Below are 20084 nucleotides of genomic sequence, written 5' to 3' on the forward strand. Positions count from 1 at the left end.
TCGGCGGAAACGGTGAATTTGGTGCTCTTCGGTGGCAATGTCAGTAGTCCGTCAATTTTGACGATTAATGATGTGGCGACAACTCCGGGGACAACTCCGACGCCGGCTCCAACTCCAGCAACATCAACAGCAACCCAGTTTGTTTTTAGTGCGGCTACTTTCACCACTCCGGAATCATCTGGCCTTGCTACGGTGACAGTCAATCGCATCGGCCCCAATACGGCTGCCGGAACCATTAGCTACAGTACTCTTGACGGCAGCGCCCTATCAACTGGAAGTGCGGTTGATTATGCGTCTACTGCTGGTGTACTCACCTTTGGCCCTGGGGTAACTTCCACGACGTTCAACCTCTTTGTCAATGCTGATACTGTGCCTGAAATGACTGAGAGTGTTAACCTATATCTCAACAACGGCCCCGTCGGCACTCCGTCAACAGCAAGACTAGACATTATTGACGGTAGCAGCGGTGCATCTGGCAATATCTTCCAGTATAGTGCGTCTAATTACGGCTCGATCGGCACTCAGGGGGGCAGCACAACGGTTACAGTTACCCGCTCAAGCGGCTTAGGTGCAGCATCGATTGATTATATTATTCTGGCGGGTACTCCAGGCACCGGCCCTGCACCTGTATATGGTACCGACTACCTGCTTAACCCGGGCGGCCCCACTGGCGGCACGTTGTCCTTCGCCAACGGCCAACTCAGCCAAACCTTTAATATTCAAGACAACCCATTTAGTACCAATAATGGGATTGTGCGCTTAGGTCTTGCTAACCCCACTGCGGGCTACAGTTTCGGCAGTACAGCGGCAACAAGTATCACTCTCATCTAAGGCTGTTAGTAGGGCGAGGAATCCTTGCTCTACTAATATGTCCCGCAAGTAGTTAAATGCTTTTTATCAGTCTGATTCCTCACTACAGCTTTTTTCAATTAAGTGAGGTACGCAGGTGAAATCTTCGCTGTGTGACAGTCGCTGGCACCGACAACTAATGGGATTCACCTACAGGGCTGATTGTGGGCTGCCTCGACCAGAATCCCATTGCTGGTGCTAGTTTCGTCACCTTCAACCCATTTGCTAGTCCGGTCTGATAGCACCCTTTCAAGGTCGTACTCTTAGATGCTACGCGCATTATTCGAGTACGACCTTGAACCCTTGTATATGGAAAGAATTAGATGGCGATTTGCCATTGGGTGGGGGTTTTTGAGATTGTCGGTTTTTGGCAATTATTGTTGGTAAAACCCGCCCCTAAAATTATCTATTGGATATTATTGTTTTTTTGTGCTTACCTACTTAATCCTTAATTTGTTGATAAGCTTGCTGACACTCTTCAAAGGTTGAGGCGGAAGCTTCCCTATTCCCAAAATATAGTTGCTGATGTATTTTTATCAAAGTTTCGTAAGGCGCTGGCTGGGGTAATTGCTCGATTAATTGCAAATATTCGCCATCAGTGCGGCTGGGTTGATCGATCGCAGTTCCGGTATCATTTAACCGCTGCAACGCCGCCATGTAAAGACAGCGGCAAGCTTGGCGGTATTTCCCTTGCTGCTGCAACTTGTGCGATCGCAACAACCACTCTGCTACGGACAAATCTTTAATTGTTTGTTTCGCACTGCCATCAGTTGTTTGATTCCTCTTTTTAAAATTATGAATATAAAAACGCGACACTTGCCAAATCTGCCAACTCGCCCAGACTGCCAGCAAGGCTAAGATTAACCAAAAGGCTGCTTTAGCGATCGCCCACAAGATCGGGGAATCAAACCAAGATGGCAATTTGACATTCGGTATATTTTGGGCAGTTTTTAGTTCCCACCACTCCTGCAAGCGCTGTTGCGACTGTCCTAATTGCCAACTCAAATTAGTTTTCTCAAAGGAACTTTCAGACATAGCTTTGCATTAATGAGTAGATTTTTGATTGCGGATTGGAATTTTTTTTCTTCTATCATTATCCCCAAATCCCCGACTGATTAAAGAAATCCGAGATAAGATAGCGCGATCGCGTTTTACTTTTGATTAGGTTGACTTAAATGCCGAGTTATTGTCCCTAATCCAAACCGCCGCGCGATCGAGCATCGCATTTGACTGATAGTCTTCTAAAGGGGCGATCGCCCAACCGCTCAAACTCATTTTTAATACCACAGAGATAAGTTTTTTGTCAACTATCTATCGACCAAAAATTGATTTTATTGAATTTTCCTTCTTCCTCAAATCCGTTACATCCCGATTCAGTGCGCGTTGCCGAACTGCCTTATGCCATAAATTTTGGGATACTTAACAGCCTCATAAGAAATTTTATAAAGATTTACAAAAAAAACGTGTCAGAATGAAGTCAATAAGGTAATGGGTAACAGACAAGGAGGCACTGATGGTAGCGCTGACTGAACGAGTCCAACGCAGATTGACGGTGGAAAAAGTCGAAATTGCCCCTGACACAACGGCAATTCGATGCCTGGACTGGGATAGAGACCGCTTTGACATCGAATTCGGACTCAAAAACGGTACAACTTACAACTCATTCATCATTCGCGGTGAAAAAACAGCCCTCGTCGATACCTCGCACGAGAAGTTTCGCCAGCAATACATGGAAACTCTGACGGGCGAAATTGACCCCAAAGAGATTGACTATCTAATTATCAGCCACACCGAACCAGACCACAGCGGTTTAGTCAAAGACGTGTTGGCGCTGGCACCCCAAGCGATTGTCGTGGGGGCAAAAGTAGCAATTCAATTTTTAGAAAATCTTGTACACCAACCATTTGAACGATTGGTAGTCAAAAATGGGGACAAACTAGATTTAGGAAACGGCCACATTATCGAATTTGTATCGGCCCCGAACTTGCACTGGCCCGATACTATTTTCAGCTACGACAGCAAAACTCAAGTGCTGTTTACCTGCGACGCTTTCGGGATGCACTACTGTAACGACAGCACCTTCGATGACGATTTAGCAGCAGTTGAGGAAGATTACCACTTTTATTATGAGTGCTTGATGGCTCCCAACGCTCGATCGGTACTCGCTGCGATGAAGCGGATGGCAGAATTGGGAGAAATCGGTACAGTTGCGACCGGTCACGGCCCGCTGCTGCGGCACAACGTAGTTGAACTCACCGGGCGCTACAAAAAGTGGAGTCAAGAACAAGCTAAGGCAGAAACCACTGTAGCGGTATTTTACACTTCCGATTACGGATTTAGCGATCGGCTCAGCCAAGCGATCGCCCACGGTATCACCAAAACCGGTGTCGCTGTGGAAATGATGGATTTGAAAACCGCCGACTTGCAAGAAGTTGCGGAACTTGTCGGTAATGCTGCCGGCATTGTAATTTGTTCGCCGCCGAGTGGGGGTACTGCTGCTGCGAATGCCGAAGCTGCCATCAACACAATTTTAGTTGCAGCTAACAACAAACAATCTTTCGGTTTGTGCGAATCCGGCGGCGGCGATGACGTATCTATTTACCCGCTGGGAAACAAGTTCAAAGAATTGGGTTTAAAAGAAGCTTTTCCCAACATTGTAATTAAAGAAACGCCGACGGAACCGATTTATCAACTTTGCGATGAAGCCGGCACTGACTTGGGACAGTGGCTGACGCGGGACAAGGCTGTCAAACAGATGAAATCTCTCGACAGCGACCTCGATAAAGCCTTAGGAAGAATCAGCGGCGGACTGTACATCATTACTGCTCAAAAAGGCGAGGTTAGCGGTGCGATGCTGGCTTCTTGGGTAATGCAGGCAAGTTTTAAACCGCTGGGTTTAACAATAGCAGTTGCGAAGGATCGGGCGATCGAATCGATGATGCACGCGGGAGATAAATTTGTTCTCAACGTGCTCGAAGAAGGCAATTATCAAACCTTAATGAGGCACTTTTTAAAGCGTTTTCCTCCAGGTGCCGATCGATTTGCCGGAGTTAAAACTCAACCTGCTACCAACGGTTCTCCGATTTTGACAGATGCTTTGGCGTACATGGAATGCGCAGTAGTCAGCCGGATGGAACTTTCGGACCATCATATCGTATATGCGATCGTCGATAACGGCCGCGTATCCAATCCCGATGCACTGCCGGCAGTTCACCACCGCAAAGTGGGAAATCACTATTAAGAAGGAAGTTCGGGTGCTGATGGCGAACCTTACCGAGCTCTAAACGTAGGGTGCGCCATCAGCATTTTCTTACTTTTTGTTTCTCCATTTTTACTAGGAATTGCCAATGCCTGCCAATCTTTTAGAAGACCGAGATTACACAATTATTATTGCCAGAAGCGATGCCAGCAAAGACCCCCAACATCCTTGGTACGAGGAGTGGGTAGAAGCACAGGCATCTCTGATCGACTTAGCAAAAAAATGTCAGGAATTTGACAGCGACGGCATCACCCTTTACGAAGCTTCTACTCCTATGTGGAAGTATAAAAATTCAAATGTTGCCCGGTTAGCTGAAATTTTGCAGCGACAAAATACGGAACTGGATTCAGCAAACCCGACTGCAATTAATTTGGAAGAAGCTCTGAAAGAAACTTTCAGCGATTATTTTGCAAGCAAAACAAATGCAGCAGGGAAGAAAGGAGCAATAATTGTTGCAGTCCTAGATCAAAAACCAGAAAAGACCGCTGCTGTCGCCGAAATTCTGATAAGTGCGGCAAATAAAATAGATAAAGATGAAGAAATTGGAGTCAGCTTTATCCAAATTGGAGACGATGTGAAAACCAGGGAATTTCTGATTGACCTGGATACAAATTTACAGGGTCGAGGTGCAAGGTTTGACATTGTAGATACCAAGTTTTGGCACGAAATCAAAAGAAGTTCTGTAGTTCAGTTTCTCATAGGTGCAATTAATGACTAACACTTTGACTCCTAGGCTCGGATCTCATGCTAAACCCCGCGACGTGCAGTTTATCCCGATCGCACTCGATACTTTTATTGTGCGATCGCGCACTTGGGACAGACTAAAATTTGAAGTCGAGTATTCGCTGCAAAAGGGTACGACAGCAAATAGCTATATTATTCAAGCTGACAAAACTGCTTTGTTCGACCCGCCGGGGGAATCTTTTACTGAAAATTACCTGGAATATTTGCAGCAACGGGTGGACTTGACAAAGCTGGATTACATAATTTTAGGGCATTTCAATGCTAACAGGTCAGTAACAATTAAAGCTCTGTTAGACTTAGCTCCTCAAGTAGCTTTGGTTTGCACGAATCCAGCGGCGATTAATTTACGAGCGGCATTTCCCGAACAAGAGTTAAACATTATGATCGTTCGGGGAGAAGAAACTCTCAATTTAGGAAAAGGTCACGCCTTAAAATTCATCGCGACTCCGACTCCTCGCTGGCCCGATCAACTTTGCACCTACGATCCGCAAACTCGAATCGTGTTCACTGACAAACTATTTGGAGCTCACGTTTGCGGCGACCAAGTATTCGATGAAGGTTGGAGCGTTTACAGCGAAGACCGGCGCTATTATTACGATTCCCTGCACGCATCTCAGGCAAAACAAGTGCTGGCGGCAATGGATAAATTAGCCGATTTACCTACAGCATTTTATGCTCCCGGTCACGGCCCGATCGTCCGTTACGGCCTCCACGAACTGAGCAATTTGTATCGGGAATGGAGCCAGCAACAAAATACAAAAGACTTGACAGTTGCTTTGATTTATGCTTCGGCTTACGGAAATACGGCTACTTTAGCGCAGGCGATCGCCAAAGGAATTACTAGGGCGGGGGTTGCGGTGGAAAGTATCAACTGCGAATTTGCCGAACCGGGAGAAATTCAAGAGGCGATCGAAAAATGTGCGGGATTTATCATCGGAACCCCGACCCTAGCAGGACACGCTCCGACGCAAATTCAAACTGCTTTGGGAATTGTTTTATCTACCGCAACTAAGAGCAAATTAGCGGGGGTTTTCGGTTCTTTTGGCTGGAGTGGAGAGGCGATCGACTTAGTGGAAAACAAGCTGAAAGATGCCGGCTATCGCATCGGATTTGAACCGATTAGAGCTAAATTTAAGCCGACTGCTGCGACGATTCACGAGTGTACAGAAACGGGAACGGATTTTGCTCAAGCTTTGATTCGATCGCAAAAATTGCGGGCACCGAAACCGCAGTTAGCAGCAGGGAGCGATCGCACTGAACAAGCAGTAGGGAGACTCGTTGGTTCGCTGTGCGTAGTCTCGGCGAAGCGGGAGGATGTCACCAGTGCGATGCTGGCTTCCTGGGTGTCGCAAGCAACGTTTAATCCGCCCGGCGTGACGATTGCGGTGGCGAAAGATCGATCGATCGAATCTTTGATGTACGCCGGAGATAAATTTGTGCTGAATATATTAGCAGAAGGGCGACAGTTGCGGAAGTATTTCATGAAAAACTTTGCTCCGGGAGAAGACAGATTTGCGGGAGTCGAAACAATGGAAGCTAGCAACGGCTGTCTCGTTTTGACTGATGCTCTAGCTTATCTGGAATGCAAAGTGATAAGTCGGATGGAATGCGGCGATCACTGGGTAGTTTATGCGGCGATTGACAACGGTCATTTGCTCAAAAATGACGGCGTGACAGCGGTGCATTACCGGAAATCTGGTACTCATTATTAAATCGAAACAATCTCGCAGAAGCCTGTTTTTGTAGGGCGGGACCCTCGTACCCGCTCTTATTTCTTTTTACCCTGCCCTTCGACTTCGCTCAGCAACAGCGACTTGACCGCTCGCGCAGCCGAAGGGCATTATTCCTTCTGCTAAGATAGGTTTTTAAGTTCTTCTGCGGTTTGGTTGAGGAGTTGCGTACTGAGTTTAACTTGAGCAAGGCTACTCTCAGCTTCTGTTGCTCCTAAGTTAACATTGTTCATGGCCTCAAGCACTTGTTGAATTGCGACCGCCTGTTGGTTAGCATTCAGAGAAATCTGTTTGTTGTTCAAAAATACTTTGTCGATCGCATCTGCTACACCCGCAAAAATTTCTGTTGTCCCTTGAGCTTGTTTAATACCTTGCTCCGCTGTTTTTGCTCCTTCATTCGTTACTATCACCGTGTGGTCGATCGCCACTTGAATTTCTGTCACCAGAGCATTAATTTTCTCTGCTGATTTTTTGCTTTCCTCAGCTAGTCGGCGAATTTCTGTCGCAACTACAGCAAAACCCTTACCATTTTGGCCAGCACGGACTGCTTCGACTGTGGCATTGAGAGCCAGCATATTTGTTTGGTTAGCGATATCGGCTACTAGGTCAGAAATTCCACCAATTTTAACAGCATTGTCGCTCAAATAGGTAATCTGTTTGGTGATCGCTCCTACTTTTTCTTGAAGAGTTACTATCCCCTTCATAGTATTTTCTACGGATTGATTACCGGAATCAGCTAGTGTTAGCGCTTGATGAGCCGAGACTGCTGATGCTTCTGCTTGCTTGGCTGAAAGTCCCGAAGCAACAACTAACTCATTCATCGTCGCAGTCGTTTGATTCACAGCATTAGCTTGTTGAGACACAGTGTATTCTTGCTGAGCCACGGCGGCCGTGATTTGCGTTGAAGAAGAGACAATCTTCCTCACAGATTGTACTATTGGGTTAACAATCTCACGGGTGACGATCGCAGTCAGGAATGCTGCAGACAACAAAGCGAAGACGAGAGTAAGCAGTAGCAGCACGGTCAAATGCCCAATCTTCGCTTCAATTTGATCGTGTCTTTTTTCGCCGACTTTTCGCTGGAGGTCGATTAGTGCTGAAAAATCATCAACTGTTTGGGCACCAAAAGGAGTTGTCGTAGCTGCGCGGTACTCTGCGGCTTCCTTAATTTTGCCTGCTTGCTGTAACTCAAACCACCTAGGTCTGGCTGCGACATACCTTTGATAAGCATCTTGCACTTTTTTGAAAGCTACTTGCTCTTCTGGTGTGAGTTCACCTTTAGCATATTCTCGTAGGTTATCGTCAATTATTTTGTATAACTTTGGTTCTTGGGCCAAAATTTCCGATCGCTTCTCTGGTTGAACTATAAATTGGGGGAAGCCGTAACGCAGCTTCCACAAAGCCGACTCGGAGTTGGCTAGAGCAACTGTCCCCTTAACTTGATATGAGTACAATTTCTCCGCATCTTGTGCTAGTTCAACTGTGTTTCGCCAACCAACAAACCCGACACCTGCGAGTAAGGCTATCAAAGCTCCAAAGCTAGCCAACAATTTAGCCCGAATTCCTAAGTTCATTGGATTTTAAATTTTATACTATACAGAATAAAAAATAAGGAAGAACTAGGCTTTGTCAAGCTCAGCAGTCTTTTCCGGCCACAGATAAATAGCGCCAGAAATCAAAGTTAAAGCCACAGAAACCCAAAAAGCCATTAATGCGGGAAAATTCCACGCTTCAGATAGAGGAGCAATTAAAAGTGCGATCGCCACAATCTGACTCACCGTCTTCAATTTGCCCCAAATATTAGCTCCAGAAATCGTAGTTTTATTAACACGCCACCCCGCAATTGTCAACTCCCGACCTAAAATTAAAAACACTGCCCAAGCCGGCACTTTCCCCAACTCAATCAACACTAAAAGCGGCGCGAGCACCAACAATTTATCCACCAAAGGGTCTAGAAACTTTCCCAAATCGGTAATTTGATTCAGCTTCCTAGCCAAATAGCCGTCCAGCCAATCAGTAGCCGCAGCTACCACAAAAATCGCGGTGCAAATCCAGCGGCTTTGCGCGCTTGGGTCGTACAAACCGTAGAGCAGAAAAGGCACTCCCAGTAAGCGAGAAAAAGTAATCAAATTAGGCAAATTCATAGCAGAAGGAATAAGGAATAAGAGCGATGTAAAAATGCAATTGGGGACAATCGTTTCAGTGATTAAGAACGTCCTGACTGTCTGGCGCGGTTGCTATAAATCAAAAATTAAGGGCAACTCTGCGAAGATTGCCCTTAATTTAACATTTTTTGCAGTCACTTTACTAAACAATGCAGTTCATCAATTTTTGATCCAGTTCTATGATATAATCTAGGCCGTAAGATTGATTTTCTAATCCTTGCACCAGATTTTCTGGCAGGTCTTGGGCAATTTCACTGCTACAGGAACCAGCAGCTAAAGCAATAGTTGCTACTGTATCAACATCTCCCGAAAAGGCAATGCAATCTTGGAGCAGTTTGCTCATACTATCATTTCGCATGACCGCAGTAATAGCTGCTCTAACACAGACCAAACCTTTAGTGCTGACTTCTCCTTGCCAAGGTATCGACCACTCACCAGCAACGTGCCTTTCTAGAAAATTTCCCAAATTATTTTTTAAACCTAACTGATAAATAAAGTAATGAGACATTAAAGCGGCCGCTATAGCTGCTTGAATGCCATCGGGAGTGTTGTGAGTAATTGCAGCTTGAATGGTGGCATTTTCGATGACTTTTTCAATACTAGGAAAAATGCCAATGGGGCCGGCTCGCATCGCCGATCCGCTTTTATCGCTAGCGGATCGAATTTTTTCTAAGAATTCTTTGCCGTCTTGAACTTGTAGCAAAAAATTGTAAAATTTACCAGCATAACCTACTCGCCGATCGCGGTGAAAAGCTGCAACAAATTTGGTGGCTAAAAGTTCCGGCGTCCAAGGTTCTCGGCTGACTATAGCTTCTGCGACGGCTAAACTCATCTGCGTATCGTCTGTGTAGCATCCCGGTTGGATGTCGTGACGGGGATGCTGGATGTAGCCGTTGAGATTGTTGTACAATTCGATCGTCTGCCGATCGGCAAATTCAAAACCCGCACCGTAAGCATCACCGATCGCTAACTCTAGCAACATATTTTTAATCCCATTTCCAAATATTTAATACCCTATTTTTACCCAAGTTTTAAAATAAACACACAACCCAAAACAGCCTGACTATCTAAAACGCGCCGTTTTTACTCAAAACAACCCAAATCGTTTTGCACATCAAACTAATGTCGTAAACAACAGACCATTTGCGCTGATAGTCGAGATCCATCAGCACAATCTCGTCAAAATCTTTAACTCCTGAACGCCCGTTAACTTGCCACTCCCCAGTCATACCGGGCTTAACATTCAAACGCTGCCAGTGAAAATTGTCATAGGCAGCAACTTCATCGGGAGTAGGCGGTCGAGTTCCAACCAAACTCATTTCTCCCGCTAACACATTCCAGAATTGAGGCAACTCGTCCAAACTCGTCCTCCGCAAAAAGCGGCCGACGCGGGTAACTCGCGGGTCATTTTCATTCTTAAAAATGTGACCCTTGGCTTGGTTGTTAACTAAATGCTTGAGCTTTTCTGCACCGACAACCATCGATCGAAATTTCCACATTCTGAAATGTCGCCCTTTGAAGCTGCAGCGGACTTGACTGTAAAGCAGCGGGCCAGGATTATCCAACAGCATCGCCACTGCCACCGGCACCGCCACCGCAACAGCAATTGCCAGTCCCAGCAGCGATCCCAAAATATCGATCGACCGTTTTACCTTGCTAGTTACGGATCGGTGAACCTGCTGTCTTGATACACCAACTTTGTAAGTAAATTTTTGCAGAAATAAGGACAGCATTTCTGATAATACTGATGATATAGAGGCACCCATCGGAAATTTCATTTGATTAGTCTCAACTTTAAAGAGATCTTACGTCCATCTTATTCGCCACCCCAAATCTGCAGAACCTCAAATGCTGAGCTTTGCAAAATCTTTAAAAAGCAACAACATTTTTATAAAGTTTCTGTGTATTTCCTCTAAGGTAGTATAAATTTTATGTAACTTTAAGTAAATTCACATAAAAAAGTTACTCTTCACCACAAAAAACCCGGTTTCTACTAGGAATGTTCGGGGAACGACAGGGAGGATTCCACTGAGAAACCGGGTTTTTTGCCGTTTAGCGATAAGTATCCGTGCGAACATCCCAAGTAATTGTTAGCGGTTCTAACAATTTTTGCTGGCTGCTAGAAGCGAGTTTGCCTAAATAATCGCGAACAACAGAGGCTTGTTCGAGATTCAAGCGATAACCCCGTGAGACATCTTCAAAGAAAAGCGGTTCGGCCAAAATTGCTTCCCAATCGGGATTTTGCCTTGACTCCTCGCCCAGCAGCATGAAATCTTCCTCCGCAGGCACAAGTCCCGCCGGCAAATTTCCTTCCAAAATCCGCAGAACCCGGGGCTCGCAGGTGCGGGTATTCACGCCCTGGCGTTCCAACAACTGCAAAATTTCCTGAAAGCTGAGAGTTTCCTCACCCAAAACCTGCATTAATTCCCACAGCAGAAAAAAGTCGCTGTACTGCTGCTGCGACACATCCAAAATTTGAGGATAAAGAGCCAAACTCGCCAACCCGCAGGCAACTCGACCAATTTTTTCTGAAAAATTTGTACTTTGAGATACAGAATTGTCAATTTCCAAAATATCTCGATCGACCTGCAATTCCTGGTCTTGAACAACGATCGCATTCGGCAACTTCTGCCGCAACCAGCGGGCGATCGCAGGCCAAGCACCCATACCCCCTGCACAAATCGCCTGATTAATCCCCGCCGGCGACATTCCCGCGCGACTGAGCAAAGCATTCAATTCGCGGTTCAACTGCTGCACAAAAGGCACTAAAACCTGACTTTCCAAATCTTTGCGCTTCACATCCCAATGCTGCTGGCCAATATCCAAAGCAAAACTTTTTTGATGTTGCAAAATAACTTTTATTTGCCTTGCCGCCTCTAACAATTGCAGGCCAAAAGCAGAACCTTGTAACCGCTGCTGCAATTGATAGCGGTTCGGCAAATCAGGATGTCCAGGACGCGGCAAATCGATCGACATTCCCCAAGTTTCGTTTTTAGCCAACAACTGACAGATAATATCTTGATCGAAAGCATCGCCAGCAAAAGCAAAACTGTGGCAAGTAAAATCAGCACGAGTTAAATCTTGAAGATTGGACGGCAACTCAACTAAAGCTAATTCCACCGTCGCGGCCCCCGCATTCAAAATCAAAGTTCCCCCGCTAAAAGACGAAGCATTCACACTCAGCGGTGCAGCTTCTTCACCGTACTTAGCAGAATCCACGGCTGACGACTCGACTTCCATGCCATTTTTCACAGGAGTTACAGCAGCAAGCAAAGTGGCGATCGCATCTTCCACCACAAAAATTTGCGAACCAGAAGCCACCAGAGACGCGCCCAAAACAGCCTCCCGCAGATTAAACCGATAAGCATCCGACCAACCGGCAGGAGTCCCCAAAATTACACCCCGCAATTCTAAAAGCGCCGCATCGAGAGTTTCTGGCGTCAGTCCCGAAGCCCTACAGATTAAATTAGAAACTGGCAATCCTGCAAAATTCATCCTCGGTGCAGAATCCAAAACTTCCCCCGATCCGTCAAATTTTTGCCCCTGCTTCCTCGGATTCAAAGTAGCCAGCAGCGCCCGCACACCTTGCAGCGGCAAGGCGATCGAAACAGCCTGCAAGGGCGACCACTGCAACAGCGGTTCGTACATTCCAGCAGCTTCCCGCTGATAAGGAATGCCCACCTTTAAAGGCAATTTAAAATTTTGCAGTAAAAATTCTCCCGCAGGCAAAGCCAGGGGTGGGAATCCCACCGACTTGACTGTCACCTGCGGTGCAGAGCTCCCTGAGGCTGTTTCCGCAAGCACCGCAGCCGAGGGAATCCGAAAGCTGGGGCCGGCAGCGGAACCCTCAGCCTGCGGTGCTTCCCAGTAAATCGGGTGCAACTGGCCGCTGGTGCGATCGAGCAAAGCCGCCGACAGCCCGCTGGAGGCGAAATCAATGCCCAAATACCAGCTAGAGTTCCGGCGTTCCCGGGATGGGGCGATCGCACCTGCTGCGGAACGCCCAGCCGAGTCTTGCTGCTGTGTCCCGGTCAACTCGCTAAAATCGGTTTTCCCCTCAACAACTCCTGCTTTAATCTCGGTCGAAATTAGGTTTTTTTTTTATTTTCTGGAGGACTCGATCGCAGTTCGTTAGTTTCGGCAGTTTCTGGATCGGGAGAATCAGTCAAAGGTCGATCGGTCTCGGTCAAACTAGCCAAAATCTCGTCTAGCGTCAAGTTCGACTCGTCTTCCTCAGCAAACAAGTCATCCTCAAGTTCGTTTTCCAAAACAAAGGGTTCATCCTCAGATGAGAGTTCCAACACATCGGCGAACAAATCCTCCAGCGTGCCGAGTTCTTCATCTACGGCCTCGGCAAAGGGATTTTTTGCACCGACTTCGGGGGAACTCGCCGATAAATCCAAGCTGTTAGCGGTTGAGGAATTCGATCGCCCGAAGCTAGTATTTCCCAATCCCTCCAGATTGTAGAGGTCTGCCTCCAACAGTTCCAGAGTATTGTTGTCCAAATTTAAAGCTCGATCGAGGTCATCTTCTAATGCCTCCACCGGCAGCAAATCCTCGTCCGCCGAAGCTTGGATGTAGCCATCATCAAGCCGCTGCGACGAAGTGCCGGACTCGCCTGTTTGAAAATCACCGATTCTCGACAAACCGGGCGCGGCACTGGGGCGGTTCGGGCTAATTTCAGCAGGCGTTCTCAACGGCAAAGGTGGCGGTTCAGGCATCGCAGCGTCGAACTGCTCGCCTCGGTTTTGAGCCGTTTCTAGATTTTCTCGATCGTCCGCGTCAATTTCCAGCGAGGCGGTTGAGGCTGGCGGTTCTGAAACTTGAGGTACTGATGCCACTTGCGGTTCAAATAAACCGGCACTCTCTAAAGTTAGAGATTCTACAGAATTACCTATTACCAATTCTGAATCTGGACTTACTAAAATATTTTCTTCCAGTGATTCGCCTTCATCCAGCAGATTTACAAACAAATCTTCGGTCATATTTAGGGCGTCGGCAGTTTCATTATCCGACGCCGCTTGATATTGTACAGCCTCACTTGCGGTTTCAAATTCAGTATTTTGGGGTAGTACAGTTTCGAGTTCTAATTCTACTTCGGCGACTGCTTCTCCCGCGAACAAACTTGCATACAAATCCTCAATATCTTCGCCTGTTTCTGCTAATTTATTTTCCGATTCAGCGCCGGAAAAGGCAATTGTCGGTCTAGGTCTTTCGGGTGCCGAACCGAACAAATTCTCTTCCAAGTCAGGGAGCGAAATTGGGGATTGAATGCGGTCGCGGTCGCGCCTCAACTGTCCGAATTGCGGAGAAATTTCTGTACCGGCGTAGGGCAATCTGTCTTGTTCTCCGAATTCGCCGGTGCGATTGGACTGCACCAAGTCTCCACTCTGAGTGTCGGGGGCTGACTGTTCGATCGCAGTATTTGAGAGGGCTGGAGCGGCATCAGACGGATCGGCTGCGTTTGGGATGACTGTTTCGAGATTTGCTAAATCGATCGGCTGCTGCACGTAGGAAGAGGCTTCTCGCCCCAACTGTGCGGCCAAGTGGTTGACGAAAGCCGCGAACATCGCCTCGCTCTGCTGGCTCAAACCGTACATATTTTCGAGTTCTTGTCCCAACGAAGCTTGATAGCTTTGCAGATTTGCTTGCAAAGCCTCGAACACTATACCCATCCTAGAATCGAGACTCATCAGCAGACTGTCAGCACGAGATTGCAACAGTTGCATTTGCTCCAACCTCTGAGCCGGCGTCAGCAGCGGGTGTTCTTCTGAGGTTTGTCGGTTAAGTGTTACGTCAATAGCCGATTGTTCATCAGGCGCACTGCCCAAAGAGTGAGGTGCTGCGCTGCTTTGCAATAACTGATTTTCTAGCGAACTTAGAATTTGGGAGAAATCGCTAGTCAAGGTTTCTTCCAAACGGGCAGTCAGTACCTGCAAGAATTCTGAAATGATTTGCTGTTGGTTTGCTTGTTGCTGAGCTAGGGATTGTTGCTGCTGCCGTTGTGCTTCTAGCTGTTTGATTTCTTGAATTAGAGCTTGCTGCTCTTGGCGCAGAGCTTCTATGTCTTCTTGGAGCGGCCCCGTCAGGCTTGAACGCAGGTGGCTGATTTCTCCGGTTACGGCTAGCATGATTTGCTCTGCGGCTGAGGGGCTAGGGGCCCTGGGCGGAACTTTGGGCACTGGAACTGGTTGCGGGCGGACATTGGTACTGGCGGGCGCCTTGTTGGCCGCTAGTTTGGAGTCTGAGGAAACCAGATAAGCGCGAACTCGCTCTAAAAGTTGGCGCTGGTGGACAGTATCGATCGAACCCGTCCAAGGCAAGCGGGGTGCGGGCTTGCTGAGTACCTCGTCAATCTCAGCAATCAGTGATTGAATTTTGTACTTCTGAGAATTCAAGGGGGGAACCTCTGGGAATGCGGCTTGGGAGAAACTTTACCGAAAAAAGACTGAAGTCAGGCGGCAGCGATGCCAATACATAGAATAATCTGAATGCGAGTCCGTCAATAATTCACTAATATTTTCTGACAACTGTTAATTAACCTTTTATCTTCGGATAACTTCTATTGCCTATGATAGGTTAGCCGGTACTTCCGCACCAAATGCCCGCTTCTATCAACTGCAAGTGCTGCCAAATTCTGTGGCTGCTTTCCTGTTTGCCGGGCGGGAGGTCGATTCCTGCTCGGGATAGCTGCGATCGTCGCACGAACTTTGCCCTTCACCCGCTCTAACGGCCTGCCGCACACCCGTCACCCCAAGTTTGGCTACCGTGGCGGCGCCCCACTGTCTCTTCATCTTTCACCGACTTGAAAAAAACCTCAAACAATTTGCGATTTGGGATGCTGGGATTCGGGATTGTCTCCGTACATTCGGTTTTAGTAACCTTTCATAATAGCCTTTTATCTGTATTCATGCCTAGATACTAATGGTACAATAATCTCGGGGTAGCAGAAAAGTTTGCTGCGAACTGCGTCGGTTTTGCTCGCTAAGAGGGCCCGCCCTTAGGCTCGCAATACCTGTGGATTTTGCCGATCGTGCTGAAATTTGATAGGTTCCAGGCAGTTGCAGTCGGATTTTGTGGCTGTCTGCGGTGCTGGCACGCTTGTGCTCGCGGATTCTGCCGATCGTCCACAGCAGGCCAGACTGACAACAAATCTCTCAGCAGTGTTAAGCTTTCTAAGCGAAGTGCTTTCAAAGGTAATTCGATCGGCTCAGTCGCTTGTCACGTTGCTAAAATTTTGTTAATAAAATTTGCTCCGTGGTAGGTATCTAAAAAATTATGGTATATTCTTTAGTTTCTAGCTCGCAATCAGAGCTTAAGGCTATAAATTTCCATATTCGACCTTTGACGACCGCAAAACTTTAGAGGTAAAATTGCCGATTTTAGATACTTGTTTGTCAAATCTTGAATCTAAAATCGAATGACTCGGCTGCAAGCTATTTCTAACTGCCCAGCGCAGCTCAAGCGCATAAATTAAAATGATGGCCTCATGGAAGACCGCTTTAACACCCGAGATCCGAATTCCAATATAAATCAATTGATAGTTTCTACTCCTTTTTTTGCAGGCTTGCCCGAGCCTGTAATTGAGAGAGCAACTCTCCACATCGTTACCCGCAGTCATCCGTCAAATCAAGTGATTTTACTCGAAAATGACTGGGGAACATCAGTGTATTTTATATTGGATGGTTGGGTGAAAATTCGCACCTACAACCTAGACGGAAAAGAAGTAACACTGAATATTTTAGGGAAAGGAGAACTGTTCGGGGAAATGGCCGCGATCGAAGAAGCACCGCGATCGACAGATGTCATTACCCTAGCGCCGACACTGATCGGCAATATGCCATCTCAGGATTTTGTGCAGCTCATTCATACCGAGCCGCTAGCAGGCATTCGCCTCGCTCAACTGATGGCCCGTCGCCTGCGACAAGTCAACCGCCGCCTGCGTTTGCGAGAATCTGACAGTACCTCGCGAGTAGCAGATATTCTATTATTTTTGGCAGAGGGGCAAGGGAAAATCATGTTATCAGGAGGTACAGAAATTCCCAACCTGCCACACAGAGAATTGAGCAGCCTCAGCGGGCTGGCTCGCGAAACAGTAACGCGAGTGCTGAGCAAGCTGGAAAAAAAAGGAACTATTCAGCGCGAACGTGACGTTTTGTGCATTCCCGACCTGCACGCCTTGGAGCGTCTGTTAGTCTAGAAGTATCAGAGATTGCTAAATTGAATCTAATTCAAAAGCACTCTCTGTTATTGATGATTTCCCGCCGGAGGTAAAGCTATGAGTTTTAAGAAAATTTTTGTTGCCTTAGATGATTCTGAACTTAGCCACCGCGTCTTCAGTCAAGCTTTAGAATTAGCTGTGAGCGATCGGGCCCAGGTGATGCTATTTAACTGCGTTACTGTCAACTCGCTGGGCGAGACTGCCGTGCCAATTCCGGTAGATTTAGGTATGAATGTCGAGTTAATGAATCAAGCTTATCAAGCTCAACGTTTGCGGCTGGAAAGTGAGGTAAAACAGGCTTCGGGTTTTCTGAAAAAATACTGCGACGCGGCAGCAAAAGAAGGATTGCAGGTGGAATTTGACTGCAAAATGGAGGGGGCTCCGGGGTATTCTATCTGTGAATCCGCCCAAAATTGGGGCGCAGATTTAATAGTGTTGGGGAGGCGCGGCCGCACGGGGTTGGCAGAAGCTTTCCTCGGCAGCGTCAGCAATTATGTCGTTCACCACGCATCTTGTTCGGTTTTTGTAATTCAGGAAGTCAAAGCCGAAAAATGATGCTGCTGAAAATTTTTGCTGAGAAAGTCTATCTAAAATAAGAGTCGCGTTCGTACCTAAACCCGGTTTCTGCGAGCAAGATTAAATTTGGCCGCGAAGCTCCAAAAAGTGAAACCGGGAATCAGCCGTATAGCGCCCAAGTCTTGTAAAATCTAAAATCTAAAATCGGAAAACCGGGAATCAGCCGTATAGCGCCCAAGTTCCGTAAAATCTAAAATCTAAAATCTAAAATCTAAAATCTAAAATCGGATGAGTGATTTTTTGTCAGCAGATGCTGCGTCTAATTCGGGCAGTTCACCCACTACAAATAACGAGCCGCAAACCGCCGATATTTCAGCAATGGCTGGCGATCGCACAAATCCCGATCCGGGGAAGCGCGAATTAGGGGAAGCGCCTTTAAGGCTTGTAGAAACGGCATTTTTGGCAAGTACCGCTAGCTTGATTTGGCTGGTAAATTATTACTTTCCGCTGGGGCCTTTGCTGCGGGTTTTTTTCCCGATACCGATCGCCCTTGTCTACCTGCGCTGGGGGAACCGCGCTTCTTGGATGGCAGCTTTGGTATCGGGTTTGCTGCTGTCGGTACTCATGGGCCCGACGCGCAGCATTTTATACGTGATCCCTTTTGGAATTATGGGAGTTGCGCTGGGAGGACTTTGGAGGCGCAAAGCGAGTTGGTCTTTTTCTATTAGTTTGGGCGCGTTAATTGGCACTCTTGGCTTCTTTTTTAAGTTTTGGTTGCTGTCAGCTTTGGTGGGTCAAGACCTCTGGGTTTACGTAACAGCCCAGGTAACAGAGATGGTGGAATGGGTTTTTGTGAAGCTGGGCTGGCTTAATGTACCGAGTTTGAACACTATTGGGGCGATCGCCGCCGGGATGATTTTGGTTAACAATATTGTCTATTTATTTGTAGTGCATTTAGTAGCTTTGCTGCTGTTAGATCGTTTGGGAAATCCGATTCCGCGGCCACCGCGCTGGGTGCAACTTTTGATCGATTATGAAGAGTAGTTATTGGGAATTGTTGACTGTTGACTGTTGACTGTTGACTAATAACTAATGACTAATGACTAATGACTAACTATGATTGGTATTTATACAGAAATCGAACAGGGTCAGCGGTGGCTTGAAGGCTATCGGGGACGAAAACCGATATTTGCCTGCGTGTTAGGATTTACCGCTACAGGCTTAATTCCGGGAATTTCAGCAGCAGGAGCAACCCCGCACGATCGACAATTTACTTGTTTGGCCGATGCAGAATTTTTGTATAACGGCCCCCAACCGTCGCCCCAATATCCTTTGCCACCCCTAGAAGCTGGTGCCTCGCCGGTACTGATATCTCGCGCAGTAGTCGAAGCTTTGGAAATTCCCCTTTACCTATTTAATGCTGGTTTGCCCCTCCCACCTCCCGTACCTGCAATTGATTTGGGCGGCACTCCGGCAAAGTGTGTGATTTCTGGGAATGCTTTAGAACTCGAAACAGTCAAACATTTGCTCGAACAAGGATTAATTTGGGGAGCTAAATTGGCAGCTCAAACTAATGGTAGCTATTTAATTTTAGGGGAGTGCGTAGTTGGGGGAACGACTACTGCTTTGGGCGTGTTAATGGGTTTGGGTATTGCAGCGGCGGGCAAAGTTAATAGTTCTCATCCTCGCTGCAATCACGCTCAAAAATTGGCTGCGGTGACAGCGGGACTCAATCATGCTGAGTGGGAAATTGGCGGACAAAACAGCACTCCCCTGGAATTGGTGGCGGCGGTGGGCGATCCGATGCAAATAGCGGTGGCGGCAATGGCGATCGCCGCGAGTCGGACTTGCGGGGTGCTCCTGGCCGGGGGCACGCAAATGCTGGCAGTGTACGCTTTGATGCAAGCCTTAGCCCGTGAATATGCTCTGGTATGGTGTCCCGAACAAGTTGCGGTGGGGACTACTCGCTGGGTGGCGGAAGACCCTACAGGAGACACTGTAGGACTCGCTAATGATATCGGCGGTGTGCCTTTGTTGGCCGCGCAGCTAAGTTTTGCTGGATCTCGCTACGGGCAACTGCAAGCTTACGATCGCGGCTATGTTAAGGAAGGTGTGGGTGCGGGAGCGTGTGCGATCGCCAGTGGCTTGGCTGCAAATTGGACTCCAACTCAACTCCTCCAAGCTGTTGAAGCTTTAGCCTCGCGGTGTGAAATTAAACATTAGATAGTCCTGGATGCCAAAAACCCGTTTTTTACTCCAAATATTGGGGTTTTGTAACGATGAATACACTCCAAAACCGGGTTTTTAGTTTTCTTTGCGTCCAGCGCTGTGAGGAATTAAACATTAAAAATTAAGATGCGGCTATCGAGCAGCGAATCTGGTTCTGCTGCTCAACCAGCTTCATTTTGGCTGAATAATTATCTCATTTTATTGAGCATAAATGCTCTCATATTTACAGAATTTTCTACACAATATCTCGCTTTAATGCAGTATTCTTCCTGGTAATTGCGCGAGAGAAAAAACGTATCGGCTCAATAAGTAGGGGTAGCAGAGGAAAATAAATGAAACGGGGTACACACAGTGTCATAGAATAGGACACA

General features: G+C 47.1%; 18 protein-coding genes. 8 read left to right on the forward strand and 10 right to left on the reverse strand.

Annotated features, from left to right (window positions below; translation table 11 throughout):
• Positions 1 to 831: Calx-beta domain-containing protein (locus QUA13_RS14975; RefSeq protein ID WP_333199663.1), on the forward strand; the 831-nt coding region annotated here is incomplete at its 5' end.
• Positions 832 to 1290: 459 nt separating this feature from the next.
• Here the strand turns inward: QUA13_RS14975 and QUA13_RS14980 are convergent.
• Positions 1291 to 1884, reverse strand: coding sequence for a DUF4129 domain-containing protein (locus tag QUA13_RS14980; protein ID WP_333199665.1), 594 nt, complete (start codon positions 1882 to 1884; stop codon positions 1291 to 1293).
• A 126-nt stretch (positions 1885 to 2010) separates the two neighbouring features.
• Positions 2011 to 2136: a hypothetical protein gene (locus QUA13_RS14985; RefSeq protein ID WP_333199666.1), complete on the reverse strand. Its 126-nt coding sequence runs from the start codon at positions 2134 to 2136 to the stop codon at positions 2011 to 2013.
• A 226-nt stretch (positions 2137 to 2362) separates the two neighbouring features.
• Between QUA13_RS14985 and QUA13_RS14990 the strand changes: the two genes are divergently transcribed.
• From QUA13_RS14990 to QUA13_RS15000, 3 genes are all read left to right on the forward strand, one after another.
• On the forward strand, positions 2363 to 4090 hold the full coding sequence (locus tag QUA13_RS14990) for a diflavin flavoprotein (RefSeq protein WP_333199668.1): 1728 nt from the start codon (positions 2363 to 2365) through the stop codon (positions 4088 to 4090).
• A gap of 106 nt (positions 4091 to 4196) precedes the next feature.
• Positions 4197 to 4826 (forward strand): hypothetical protein, encoded by a 630-nt coding sequence (locus QUA13_RS14995; RefSeq protein ID WP_333199670.1) that lies wholly within the window; start codon positions 4197 to 4199, stop codon positions 4824 to 4826.
• On the forward strand, positions 4819 to 6564 hold the full coding sequence (locus QUA13_RS15000; RefSeq protein WP_333199672.1) for a diflavin flavoprotein: 1746 nt from the start codon (positions 4819 to 4821) through the stop codon (positions 6562 to 6564). Before QUA13_RS14995 ends, QUA13_RS15000 begins: the two co-directional genes overlap by 8 nt.
• Positions 6565 to 6704: 140 nt before the next feature.
• On the opposite strand, the gene QUA13_RS15005 is transcribed toward QUA13_RS15000, so the two are convergent.
• The 8 genes from QUA13_RS15005 to QUA13_RS15040 all read right to left on the reverse strand — a co-directional run bounded on the left by QUA13_RS15005 (position 6705) and on the right by QUA13_RS15040 (position 15941).
• Positions 6705 to 8156 carry a methyl-accepting chemotaxis protein gene (locus QUA13_RS15005; RefSeq protein WP_333199674.1) on the reverse strand — a complete coding sequence of 484 codons (1452 nt, stop codon included), beginning with the start codon at positions 8154 to 8156 and terminating at the stop codon, positions 6705 to 6707.
• A 45-nt stretch (positions 8157 to 8201) separates the two neighbouring features.
• Positions 8202 to 8726: a CDP-diacylglycerol--glycerol-3-phosphate 3-phosphatidyltransferase gene (pgsA, locus tag QUA13_RS15010; protein ID WP_333199676.1), complete on the reverse strand. Its 525-nt coding sequence runs from the start codon at positions 8724 to 8726 to the stop codon at positions 8202 to 8204.
• Positions 8727 to 8889: 163 nt separating this feature from the next.
• Positions 8890 to 9729, reverse strand: a complete 840-nt coding sequence (locus QUA13_RS15015; protein ID WP_333199678.1) for an ADP-ribosylglycohydrolase family protein — start codon at positions 9727 to 9729, stop codon at positions 8890 to 8892.
• An 85-nt stretch (positions 9730 to 9814) separates the two neighbouring features.
• Positions 9815 to 10525, reverse strand: coding sequence for a sugar transferase (locus QUA13_RS15020; protein ID WP_333199680.1), 711 nt, complete (start codon positions 10523 to 10525; stop codon positions 9815 to 9817).
• A 274-nt stretch (positions 10526 to 10799) separates the two neighbouring features.
• Positions 10800 to 12782, reverse strand: coding sequence for a hypothetical protein (locus tag QUA13_RS15025; protein WP_333199682.1), 1983 nt, complete (start codon positions 12780 to 12782; stop codon positions 10800 to 10802).
• A gap of 53 nt (positions 12783 to 12835) precedes the next feature.
• A complete protein-coding gene (locus QUA13_RS15030) occupies positions 12836 to 15145 on the reverse strand; it encodes a hypothetical protein (RefSeq protein WP_333199684.1) in 2310 nt (769 codons plus the stop codon).
• 216 nt (positions 15146 to 15361) lie between these two features.
• Positions 15362 to 15541, reverse strand: coding sequence for a hypothetical protein (locus tag QUA13_RS15035; protein ID WP_333199686.1), 180 nt, complete (start codon positions 15539 to 15541; stop codon positions 15362 to 15364).
• Between the two features lie 190 nt (positions 15542 to 15731).
• Positions 15732 to 15941, reverse strand: a complete 210-nt coding sequence (locus QUA13_RS15040; RefSeq protein ID WP_333199688.1) for a hypothetical protein — start codon at positions 15939 to 15941, stop codon at positions 15732 to 15734.
• 295 nt (positions 15942 to 16236) lie between these two features.
• Here QUA13_RS15040 and QUA13_RS15045 point away from each other — a divergent pair, with 295 nt between their 5' ends.
• The 4 genes from QUA13_RS15045 to cobT all read left to right on the forward strand — a co-directional run bounded on the left by QUA13_RS15045 (position 16237) and on the right by cobT (position 19707).
• Positions 16237 to 16947, forward strand: coding sequence for a Crp/Fnr family transcriptional regulator (locus tag QUA13_RS15045; RefSeq protein ID WP_333187095.1), 711 nt, complete (start codon positions 16237 to 16239; stop codon positions 16945 to 16947).
• Positions 16948 to 17025: 78 nt separating this feature from the next.
• Positions 17026 to 17523, forward strand: a complete 498-nt coding sequence (locus QUA13_RS15050) for a universal stress protein (RefSeq protein ID WP_172185873.1) — start codon at positions 17026 to 17028, stop codon at positions 17521 to 17523.
• 249 nt (positions 17524 to 17772) lie between these two features.
• A complete protein-coding gene (locus tag QUA13_RS15055; RefSeq protein WP_172185872.1) occupies positions 17773 to 18528 on the forward strand; it encodes a DUF2232 domain-containing protein in 756 nt (251 codons plus the stop codon).
• A gap of 72 nt (positions 18529 to 18600) precedes the next feature.
• Positions 18601 to 19707 carry a nicotinate mononucleotide-dependent phosphoribosyltransferase CobT gene (gene cobT, locus QUA13_RS15060; protein ID WP_333199693.1) on the forward strand — a complete coding sequence of 369 codons (1107 nt, stop codon included), beginning with the start codon at positions 18601 to 18603 and terminating at the stop codon, positions 19705 to 19707.
• The last annotated feature ends 377 nt before the right edge of the window (positions 19708 to 20084 follow it).

Origin of the sequence: Microcoleus sp. S28C3, from assembly GCF_036700785.1 — a bacterium.
Classification (GTDB): domain Bacteria; phylum Cyanobacteriota; class Cyanobacteriia; order Cyanobacteriales; family Microcoleaceae; genus Microcoleus; species Microcoleus asticus.

Excerpts from the sequence above, each read along its gene's own strand:
- QUA13_RS14980 (WP_333199665.1), bottom strand. The coding sequence starts at position 1,884 with ATGTCTGAAAGTTCCTTTGAGAAAACTAATTTGAGTTGGCAATTAGGA.
- QUA13_RS14990 (WP_333199668.1), top strand. The coding sequence starts at position 2,363 with ATGGTAGCGCTGACTGAACGAGTCCAACGCAGATTGACGGTGGAAAAA.
- QUA13_RS14995 (WP_333199670.1), top strand. The coding sequence starts at position 4,197 with ATGCCTGCCAATCTTTTAGAAGACCGAGATTACACAATTATTATTGCC.
- QUA13_RS15000 (WP_333199672.1), top strand. The coding sequence starts at position 4,819 with ATGACTAACACTTTGACTCCTAGGCTCGGATCTCATGCTAAACCCCGC.
- QUA13_RS15005 (WP_333199674.1), bottom strand. The coding sequence starts at position 8,156 with ATGAACTTAGGAATTCGGGCTAAATTGTTGGCTAGCTTTGGAGCTTTG.
- pgsA (WP_333199676.1), bottom strand. The coding sequence starts at position 8,726 with ATGAATTTGCCTAATTTGATTACTTTTTCTCGCTTACTGGGAGTGCCT.
- QUA13_RS15015 (WP_333199678.1), bottom strand. The coding sequence starts at position 9,729 with ATGTTGCTAGAGTTAGCGATCGGTGATGCTTACGGTGCGGGTTTTGAA.
- QUA13_RS15020 (WP_333199680.1), bottom strand. The coding sequence starts at position 10,525 with ATGAAATTTCCGATGGGTGCCTCTATATCATCAGTATTATCAGAAATG.
- QUA13_RS15035 (WP_333199686.1), bottom strand. The coding sequence starts at position 15,541 with ATGAAGAGACAGTGGGGCGCCGCCACGGTAGCCAAACTTGGGGTGACG.
- QUA13_RS15045 (WP_333187095.1), top strand. The coding sequence starts at position 16,237 with ATGGAAGACCGCTTTAACACCCGAGATCCGAATTCCAATATAAATCAA.
- QUA13_RS15050 (WP_172185873.1), top strand. The coding sequence starts at position 17,026 with ATGAGTTTTAAGAAAATTTTTGTTGCCTTAGATGATTCTGAACTTAGC.
- QUA13_RS15055 (WP_172185872.1), top strand. The coding sequence starts at position 17,773 with ATGAGTGATTTTTTGTCAGCAGATGCTGCGTCTAATTCGGGCAGTTCA.
- cobT (WP_333199693.1), top strand. The coding sequence starts at position 18,601 with ATGATTGGTATTTATACAGAAATCGAACAGGGTCAGCGGTGGCTTGAA.